Below are 6,000 nucleotides of genomic sequence, written 5' to 3'. Positions count from 1 at the left end.
CTGCCGGCGCCGGCAGCGGGTCCACATGCCCGCACTGGCTGCAGGTACGCAGCTCCAGGCTGGCGTGGTAGCGCGCGAACACCTTGGGCAGGTCGGTTTCGATGTTCTGCAGCGGGAAGAACTCTTCATGCAGCTTGTGGTTGCAGCGTTCGCAGTGCCAGATCACGCCGTCCAGCTCATGCGGCAGGCGCTTGCGCTCGACCACCAGGCCAACACCGCCGGGTGGGCGCCGCGGCGAGTGCGGTATCTTCCCCGGCAGCAGGAAGATCTCGCCGGCGCGGATCGGAATGTCGCGCACCGCGCCATCCTCCTGCACCTTCAGCACCATCTCGCCTTCGAGCTGGTAGAACCACTCCGGGCCTTCGTCGTAGTGGTAATCGGTGCGCGAGTTCGGCCCGCCGACCACCATCACGATGAAGTCGCCGTTGTCGATCATCTTGTTGCCCACCGGCGGCTTCAGCAGGTGGCGGTGTTCTTCGATCCAGGCGTGCAGGTTGATCGGCGAAGCGAGCATGATCGGTTTCCCCTGGAAGTCAGTCGCGCTTGCCCTTGCGCGGCACGTAGGACAGCGCTTTTTCGTAGGCCGGCTGCAGCTCTTCCGGCGCGCCGACGTCGATGCCCATCTCGCGCACGCGGCCGTCCTTCAGGCTGTAGACCCAGCCATGCACCATCAGCTTCTGGCCGCGCGCCCAGGCATCCTGCACGATGGTCGAGCGGCACAGGTTGGCGACCTGCTCGATCACGTTCAGTTCGCACAGGCGGGCGTGCTTGAGCTCGTCGGTCTCGATGGCATCGATGATCGCGGTGTGCTTCTGCATCACGTCGCCGACATGGCGCAGCCAGTTGTCGGCCAAGCCGACGCGGGTGTTGTGCAGGCAGGCATGCACGCCGCCGCAGCCGTAATGGCCGACGATCAGGATGTGCTTCACCTTCAGCTGGTCCACTGCGTACTGCACCACGCTCAGGCAGTTCAGGTCGGTGTGCGCGACCACGTTGGCGACATTGCGGTGCACGAACACTTCGCCCGGCGCCATGCCGATGATCTGGTTGGCCGGCACGCGCGAATCGGAGCAGCCGATCCACAGGTACTCGGGGTGCTGCTGCTTGGCCAGCTGGTGGAAGAACTCCGGATCTTCCTTCTCGATACGGTCGGCCCAGTCGCGGTTGTTCTGCAGCAGCTTGTGGATGTCTTTCATGTTCGGGTCCCTGGCGTCGGGTGGGGGCTCGCTGCAACCGTCCGGCTGCGGCGTCGCGGGAATCTGGGGCGTTCAGCCGTTCTGCGCGGCCTGTTCGCGGTGCCAGCGCATCCACTGCGCCAGTTCCTGGGAAGGCGGGGTGGCCAGCGCATCCAGCGCGGCGATCACCGCCTGCTGGTTGGCGTCGGGATGGTTCTGGCTGAGCTTCAGCTTCAGCTGTACATGCTCGACCTGGAAGCGGAAGCCGATGATGGCGCGCAGCTCCGGGCCATGCTCGGCACGCGTGGCATCGAACTGCCAGGCCTGGCCGACACTGGCCTCGAAGCGGTCGCTGATCGCGCCGACCAGCTCGGCCAGTGCATCGGTATCGTCGAAGGCATGAAGCTGGCCGCGCAGTTCCGCCGCAGCGTAGTTCCAGGTTGGCACCCGCGCGGCGGGCTCCTTGTCCGGGTACCAGCTGGCCGAGACGTAGCCATGTGGGCCATCGACCAGCACCTTGGCCGCGCCACGATGGCGCGACTGCGGGTTGGCACGGGCCCAGTGCCCGCGCAGCTCGATGTGCTCGCCATCACGCCGGTACAGCACCGGCATCCGGGTCAGCTCCGGCAGGCCATCGCTGCCCGCGGTGAGCACGGTGACGAACGGATCGCGCGCCAGCAGGCGGTCCAGCCAGAGCAGGTCGGTCTCGGCGAAGGCGCGCGGGGTGAACATGCGAGGGTCAGGCGCGCCCGCCCAACGACTGGATCATGCGACCGCGCAGGCCTTCATCGCTGTCGGCCTGCGGCGGCTGCACTTCGTGCAGGCTGAAGCCACGCACCAGCGCGTCTTCCTCGTCCAGGCCGTCGTACTCGACGAATTCGGCGTCGAACAGCTGCGAACGGGCGGTGTCTTCGCTGTCATAGCTCAGCGTGTTGCCATCGCTGTCGAGCACTTCGGCGGTGCCGGCCGGGCGCACGCGCAGGCGTGCCCAGATCAGGGTGTTGCCGAGGCTGGCCAGCCACCAGCTGTCGCGCGAGGCGGTGATGTCATTCATGGATGTGTTACCAGAGCGAGGCCAGCCAGAGCAGGGCGGCCATGCCCAGTCCGGCCAGCAGGGTCAGCAGCGATACCCAGGCCGGGGTCGCCAGTCCCGACAGCGAGCGGTCCGGCTGCTGGCGATAGTCGCGGCGCAGCAGCCAGGCCAGGGCATCGGGCTTGAGGAAGGCGCCACTGCCGAAGCGCTCGGCAAGCGCCGGATGGCGATCGCGCACGTGCACCAGGGTCAGTGGCCAGAAGATCACGAAGGCACTGAACCCGGCCACTGCAACGCCGACGAAGCAGAGGGCGAAGAACAGGGTCATGGGGGCAGTACCTCCGTGGTCGTGTGGGGCTTAGAAGTCCGCGCTGCCCGGCGCGCGCGGGTAGGGGATCGCATCGCGGATGTTGGACAGGCCGCAGACGTACACCACCAGGCGCTCGAAGCCGAGGCCGAAGCCGGCGTGCGGCACCGAGCCATAGCGACGGAAATCGCGGTACCAGCTGTAGTGCTCGCGGTCCAGGCCGAACTGGGCCATGCGCGCGTCCAGCACGTCCAGGCGCTCTTCGCGCTGGCTGCCGCCGATGATCTCACCGATGCCCGGGGCCAGCACGTCCATCGCGGCAACGGTCCTGCCGTCGTCGTTCAGGCGCATGTAGAAGGCCTTGATGTGCTCCGGATAGTTGGTCACCACCACCGGGCGGCCGACGTGTTCCTCGGTCAGCCAGCGCTCGTGCTCGGTCTGCAGGTCCAGGCCCCATTCGACCGGGAAGTCGAACTTCTTGCCGGACTTCTGCAGCAGGCTGACCGCATCGGTGTAGTCGATGCGTTCGAACGGTGCGTTGATGAAGTCTTCCAGCTTGGTGATCGCGTTCTTGTCCACGCGCTCGGCGATGAAGGCCAGGTCGTCGCTGCGCTCGTTCAGCACCGCGCGGAACAGGTACTTCAGGAACTCTTCGGCCAGGCGCGCATCTTCGGCCAGGTCGGCGAAGGCGATTTCCGGCTCGATCATCCAGAACTCCGCCAGGTGGCGGGTGGTGTGGCTGTTCTCGGCGCGGAAGGTCGGGCCGAAGGTGTAGACCTTGCTCAGCGCCAGGCAGTAGGCCTCGACGTTCAGCTGGCCGGACACGGTCAGGAAGGTTTCCTTGCCGAAGAAGTCGCGGCTGAAATCGATCGCGCCCTTCTCGTCACGCGGCAGGTTCACCATGTCCAGGGTGGACACGCGGAACATCTGGCCGGCGCCTTCGGCGTCGGAGGTGGTGATGATCGGGGTGCTGATCCAGTTGAAGCCGTTCTCGTGGAAGAAACGGTGCACGGCCTGGGCCAGGCAGTTGCGGATGCGGGTGACCGCGCCGAACAGGTTGGTGCGCGGGCGCAGGTGCGCCACTTCACGCAGGAACTCCGGCGACATCGGCTTGGGCTGGATCGGGTAGGTGAGCGGGTCTTCGACCCAGCCGACCACCTCCAGCGCGCTGGCCTGGATCTCGAACGACTGGCCCTTGCCCTGCGACTTCACCAGGGTGCCGGTGGCGATGACCGAGCAGCCGCTGGTCAGGCGCTTGATCTCGTCGAAGTTGGCCAGGCTGTCGTTGGCCACGACCTGGATCGGGGCGAAGCAGGAGCCGTCGCTCACATTCACGAAGGCCAGATTCGCTGAACCGCGCACCGTGCGCACCCATCCGCGTACCGTGACTTCGCCGCCTTCCGGGATCTTCCCGGCAAGCGCATGTTCAACGCTGACCACCGTCATGACTTGAATCCTCTGCTGATCGACTCGATCTGTGAACACGGGAGTTTACCGGTTGCAGTGTTCCGCTTGCGAGGCATTTTTCATGGCAACGGCTCCTTATAATGTCCCCGTACCTCTGGAGTAGCCCCATGGCCGTCAGCCTGACCCCCATTGCCTTCGAGCGCGTGCAGCGCTTCGTCGCCCAGACCCCCGGTGCGCTGGGCCTGCGTTTTGGCGTGACCAAGACCGGCTGCTCCGGCTGGGGCCACGTGACCGATCTGGCCCGCGACGAGCGCGAGGGCGATACCGTGTTCGACCAGGACGGCGTGAAGATCTACGTTGATGCCAAGAGCCTGGCGCTGGTGGACGGCACCGTGATCGACTTCGGCAAGCACGGCCTGAGCGAGACCTTCACGTTCAGCAACCCGAACGCCACCGCCGAGTGCGGCTGCGGCGAGAGCTTCACCACCGACGCCGACAAGGCCTGAGGGCCGACGTGAGCCTGATCGCTCTGGTAGCGGCCAATCTTGGTTGGCGTGAAGGCTGCTCCCGGGTTCAGGTTGCCCTATGGCCTGCCGGTTGCCCGGCCACCCCATCTGCGCCATAATGCGCGGCTTCCTGCCTTCCTGGCGGGAATCCTTGCCCCACCGCGGTCTCAACGGCGGGGGGCTGTCCGGCCGCAAGGCCACATCCGAAAGGTAGAAAAAACATGAGTCGTCATTACGAAATCGTGTTCATGGTCCACCCGGACCAGAGCGAGCAGGTCCCGGCCATGATCGAGCGCTACAAGTCGCTGGTCGAGAACGGCAACGGCACCATCCACCGTCTGGAAGACTGGGGCCGCCGCCAGCTGGCGTACCCGATCCAGAACCTGGTGAAGGCCCACTACGTGCTGATGAACATCGAAGCCGACCAGGCCGTTCTGAACGAACTGACCGAAAGCTTCCGCTTCAACGACGCCGTGCTGCGCAACCTGGTCATCAAGCGTGACGAGGCTGACACCGAGCAGTCGCTGATCATGAAGAGCAAGGACGAGAAGGGTGACAAGCCGGAGCGCGGTGAGCGCCGTCGTCGTGACGACGAAGAAGGCGAGTCCACCACCACCGCTGACAACGAAGCCGGCGACGACGCCGCTTCCGCCGCCTAAGGAGCCTTCCCATGTCCAAGTTCTTCCGTCGCCGCAAGTTCTGCAAGTTCACGGCTGAAGGTGTGAAGGAGATCGACTACAAGGATCTCAACACCCTGCGCCAGTACCTGACCGAGAACGGCAAGATCGTGCCGAGCCGCGTCACCGGTACCAAGTCGAAGTACCAGCGCCAGCTGGCGACCGCCGTCAAGCGCGCTCGCTTCCTGGCCCTGATTCCGTACACCGACAACCACGACGTCTGATGCCCGGCGGGGCGGCCCGGTGCCGCCCCCGCTGTGCCAGCTATTCGGACAGCCTTTGTTGCGGGGCATCGCCTCGCTAACGAATAACTCATCTGGAGCAATACCATGCAGCTGATCCTCCTGCAGAAAGTCACCAACCTCGGCAACCTGGGCGACCTGGTCGACGTGAAGCCGGGCTACGGCCGTAACTTCCTCGTGCCGCAGGGCAAGGCCGTGCCGGCCACCGAGAGCAACAAGGCCGAGTTCGAAGCCAAGCGCGCCGAATACGAAGCCAAGGCCCAGGCCATCCACGCCGACGCTGACGCCCGCAAGGCCAAGCTGGAAGGCGCGAGCGTGACCATCGCCGCCAACGCTTCGACCGAAGGCAAGCTGTACGGCTCGGTCGGCGCCCGTGAAATCGCCGATGCCTTCACCGCTGCCGGCCTGCCGGTCAGCAAGAGCGAAGTCATCCTGGGCGAAGGCGCCTTCCGCAACATCGGCGAATACGACGTGCTGGTCCACCTGCACGCCGACGTCGAGACCACCGTCAAGGTCGTCGTCGTCGCCGAAGCCTGATCCCACGCCGCAAGGCCTGGAATCACCGCAGAACGGGCGCCCGCAAGGGTGCCCGTTTTGTTTTATGGCCCGCTTTCTCAGCGTTGCGCCACGCCTGGCCGGCGGGGCGGGGCCGG

10 protein-coding genes are annotated in these 6,000 nt (G+C 65.7%); 4 read left to right on the top strand and 6 right to left on the bottom strand.

Annotated elements, in window-relative coordinates; genetic code table 11:
• From O0J73_RS05165 to asnS, 6 genes are all read right to left on the bottom strand, one after another.
• Positions 1 to 514, bottom strand: a 514-nt coding sequence (locus tag O0J73_RS05165; RefSeq protein WP_308308151.1) for a 3-hydroxyanthranilate 3,4-dioxygenase, incomplete at its 3' end; no start/stop codon positions are given.
• 19 nt (positions 515 to 533) lie between these two features.
• On the bottom strand, positions 534 to 1,196 hold the full coding sequence (gene can / locus O0J73_RS05160; RefSeq protein ID WP_006453004.1) for a carbonate dehydratase: 663 nt from the start codon (positions 1,194 to 1,196) through the stop codon (positions 534 to 536).
• A 72-nt stretch (positions 1,197 to 1,268) separates the two neighbouring features.
• Positions 1,269 to 1,907 carry an FMN-binding negative transcriptional regulator gene (locus O0J73_RS05155; protein WP_308308150.1) on the bottom strand — a complete coding sequence of 213 codons (639 nt, stop codon included), beginning with the start codon at positions 1,905 to 1,907 and terminating at the stop codon, positions 1,269 to 1,271.
• Between the two features lie 7 nt (positions 1,908 to 1,914).
• Complete coding sequence (locus tag O0J73_RS05150) at positions 1,915 to 2,229, bottom strand: hypothetical protein (protein ID WP_006453002.1); 315 nt, start codon at positions 2,227 to 2,229, stop codon at positions 1,915 to 1,917.
• Between the two features lie 7 nt (positions 2,230 to 2,236).
• Positions 2,237 to 2,536, bottom strand: a complete 300-nt coding sequence (locus O0J73_RS05145) for a hypothetical protein (RefSeq protein WP_005417403.1) — start codon at positions 2,534 to 2,536, stop codon at positions 2,237 to 2,239.
• 30 nt (positions 2,537 to 2,566) lie between these two features.
• A complete protein-coding gene (gene asnS / locus O0J73_RS05140; protein WP_006452999.1) occupies positions 2,567 to 3,961 on the bottom strand; it encodes an asparagine--tRNA ligase in 1,395 nt (464 codons plus the stop codon).
• 128 nt (positions 3,962 to 4,089) lie between these two features.
• Here asnS and O0J73_RS05135 point away from each other — a divergent pair, with 128 nt between their 5' ends.
• The 4 genes from O0J73_RS05135 to rplI all read left to right on the top strand — a co-directional run bounded on the left by O0J73_RS05135 (position 4,090) and on the right by rplI (position 5,884).
• The gene (locus O0J73_RS05135) at positions 4,090 to 4,428 is read left to right on the top strand and encodes an iron-sulfur cluster assembly accessory protein (protein ID WP_006452998.1); all 339 of its coding nucleotides are present in this window, start codon (positions 4,090 to 4,092) and stop codon (positions 4,426 to 4,428) included.
• Between the two features lie 221 nt (positions 4,429 to 4,649).
• Complete coding sequence (gene rpsF / locus O0J73_RS05130; protein WP_006452997.1) at positions 4,650 to 5,087, top strand: 30S ribosomal protein S6; 438 nt, start codon at positions 4,650 to 4,652, stop codon at positions 5,085 to 5,087.
• Between the two features lie 11 nt (positions 5,088 to 5,098).
• Complete coding sequence (rpsR, locus tag O0J73_RS05125) at positions 5,099 to 5,329, top strand: 30S ribosomal protein S18 (protein WP_002804494.1); 231 nt, start codon at positions 5,099 to 5,101, stop codon at positions 5,327 to 5,329.
• Between the two features lie 105 nt (positions 5,330 to 5,434).
• Positions 5,435 to 5,884, top strand: a complete 450-nt coding sequence (gene rplI, locus O0J73_RS05120; RefSeq protein ID WP_006452981.1) for a 50S ribosomal protein L9 — start codon at positions 5,435 to 5,437, stop codon at positions 5,882 to 5,884.
• The last annotated feature ends 116 nt before the right edge of the window (positions 5,885 to 6,000 follow it).

Source organism: Stenotrophomonas sp. Sm6012 (genome assembly GCF_030985895.1).
Taxonomy (GTDB): domain Bacteria; phylum Pseudomonadota; class Gammaproteobacteria; order Xanthomonadales; family Xanthomonadaceae; genus Stenotrophomonas; species Stenotrophomonas forensis.
This window is presented reverse-complemented; position numbering and strand designations above follow the sequence as displayed.

Bases quoted from the DNA above. Each gene is read 5' to 3' on its own strand.
- rplI (WP_006452981.1), top strand. From the start codon at position 5,435: ATGCAGCTGATCCTCCTGCAGAAAGTCACCAACCTCGGCAACCTGGGC.
- O0J73_RS05155 (WP_308308150.1), bottom strand. From the start codon at position 1,907: ATGTTCACCCCGCGCGCCTTCGCCGAGACCGACCTGCTCTGGCTGGAC.
- asnS (WP_006452999.1), bottom strand. From the start codon at position 3,961: ATGACGGTGGTCAGCGTTGAACATGCGCTTGCCGGGAAGATCCCGGAA.
- O0J73_RS05145 (WP_005417403.1), bottom strand. From the start codon at position 2,536: ATGACCCTGTTCTTCGCCCTCTGCTTCGTCGGCGTTGCAGTGGCCGGG.
- O0J73_RS05150 (WP_006453002.1), bottom strand. From the start codon at position 2,229: ATGAATGACATCACCGCCTCGCGCGACAGCTGGTGGCTGGCCAGCCTC.
- rpsF (WP_006452997.1), top strand. From the start codon at position 4,650: ATGAGTCGTCATTACGAAATCGTGTTCATGGTCCACCCGGACCAGAGC.
- rpsR (WP_002804494.1), top strand. From the start codon at position 5,099: ATGTCCAAGTTCTTCCGTCGCCGCAAGTTCTGCAAGTTCACGGCTGAA.
- can (WP_006453004.1), bottom strand. From the start codon at position 1,196: ATGAAAGACATCCACAAGCTGCTGCAGAACAACCGCGACTGGGCCGAC.
- O0J73_RS05135 (WP_006452998.1), top strand. From the start codon at position 4,090: ATGGCCGTCAGCCTGACCCCCATTGCCTTCGAGCGCGTGCAGCGCTTC.